The sequence below is a fragment of the Deltaproteobacteria bacterium genome (genome assembly GCA_030654105.1).
Classification (GTDB): domain Bacteria; phylum Desulfobacterota; class SM23-61; order SM23-61; family SM23-61; genus JAHJQK01.
The window spans coordinates 1-1,429 of sequence record JAURYC010000233.1; the positions used below are offsets into that span (position 1 = coordinate 1).

The 1,429-nt window shown below is 52.8% G+C and carries 3 protein-coding genes; all 3 read left to right on the plus strand.

The features are described 5' to 3' along the window. The coding region (locus tag Q7V48_09840) for a hypothetical protein (protein ID MDO9211031.1) at positions 1-191 on the plus strand (191 nt) is incomplete at its 5' end. Further along, on the plus strand, positions 184-876 hold the full coding sequence (locus Q7V48_09845) for an ABC transporter ATP-binding protein (protein MDO9211032.1): 693 nt from the start codon (positions 184-186) through the stop codon (positions 874-876). The genes Q7V48_09840 and Q7V48_09845, both read left to right, overlap by 8 nt. A 45-nt stretch (positions 877-921) precedes the next feature. After that, the gene (locus Q7V48_09850; protein MDO9211033.1) at positions 922-1,335 is read left to right on the plus strand and encodes a hypothetical protein; all 414 of its coding nucleotides are present in this window, start codon (positions 922-924) and stop codon (positions 1,333-1,335) included. The last annotated feature ends 94 nt before the right edge of the window (positions 1,336-1,429 follow it).

Here is a 1,429-nt window from a genome sequence, read left to right on the forward strand (position 1 = left end):
AGCACAAAATTTCCCAGGTGGAAGATTTCCTGGAGAGACTCACCGTCATGCATGATGGCAAAATCATTGCCGACGGCGGATATGAGGAATGTCTCCGGGACCCGGAGGTGCGCAGAAGCTACTGGCAGATCGACGCCTCTGCCGAGGGAACCGGGCACGCCTGCACAAACGGAGTTCACGACGATGAATAACGGCGAAATACTGGCGGTCAGAGGCCTGAATGTTTCTTACGGTGAAGCGAAGGTTTTGTTCGATATTGATCTCGGGATAGTGCCGGGCCAGGTGGTGACCTGCGTGGGTCGCAACGGAGCCGGCAAAACCACCCTGCTCAAGAGCATTGCCGGATTCCTGAAGCCGACCTCGGGATCGATCACCTTTAACGACAACGACCTGATCGGCCTGATGTCCTACGATATCGCCAAAATGGGGCTCAAATACATTCCCCAAGACAAAAAAGTTTTTTCGGATTTGACGGTCAGGGAAAACCTGGAGCTGGGCAGCTACGCCACAAAAGATTACAACTGGGATCAGGTGACCGACTATTTTCCCAGACTGAAGCAACTCATGGATCGCAAGGGCGGGTACCTGAGCGGTGGTGAACGTCAGATGCTGATGATCGGCAGAGCCTTGCTGGGCAACCCTAAAGTTTTGCTGATTGATGAGCCCACCGAGGGCTTGGCCCCCAGCATCGTTGCCCACCTGAAAAACGTTTTTAAGGAACTTAGCAAAAAAACGGCGCTGGTGATCGTGGAACAAAACCTGCCCTTAGTGTGCGCCATATCGGACAAGATATACGCCCTCAAGGAGGGACGCATCGTCACCGAACTCACCGACAAGGAATCCATCAAGGCCAACATCTGTGAACAGTATCTTTAATTGCCATAATGCGATGGATTGAAGAGGGAATTTCCCATGGCGAATATGTTTAGATGGTGGTGGGGCATCCTGCTGGCATTCTTACTGTTGGGCGTGTTAAGGGTATTCCTGCCCCTGCCCTTCGTGAACGAGATCATTATTTTTTCCATCTACACCATGGGCTGCAGCTTCCTTTTGGGGCGGGTCGGGTTTATTTCCTTCGGTCAGCCGGCCTACTTGGCGGTAGGCGCATATGCAACCGCTTTTTATCTCTATTATTTCGGCACCAACCCGTACATCGGCATCCTGATAGGGATTCTGGGGGGGCTGGCCGTGTCGGTCATCGTCGGTCCTTTTTTTGTCCGGTTGCGCAGTGACTACTTTGCCCTGGTGAATCTGGCGCTGGCGGTGATCGTGTTCTATCTCATGGAAAAAGTTTTGGCGGGCATCACCCATGGCGACAACGGCCTGTGGTTTTAGACCAGAATGTCCTCGACACCCGTGCTTGATATCAGCAACCCCAGCGGTTTCTTCATCTTCGCTTTTCTGATCGCACTGGCTATCTGGGCGTTCT

Excerpts from the sequence above, each read along its gene's own strand:
- Q7V48_09845 (MDO9211032.1), top strand. The coding sequence starts at position 184 with ATGAATAACGGCGAAATACTGGCGGTCAGAGGCCTGAATGTTTCTTAC.
- Q7V48_09850 (MDO9211033.1), top strand. The coding sequence starts at position 922 with ATGTTTAGATGGTGGTGGGGCATCCTGCTGGCATTCTTACTGTTGGGC.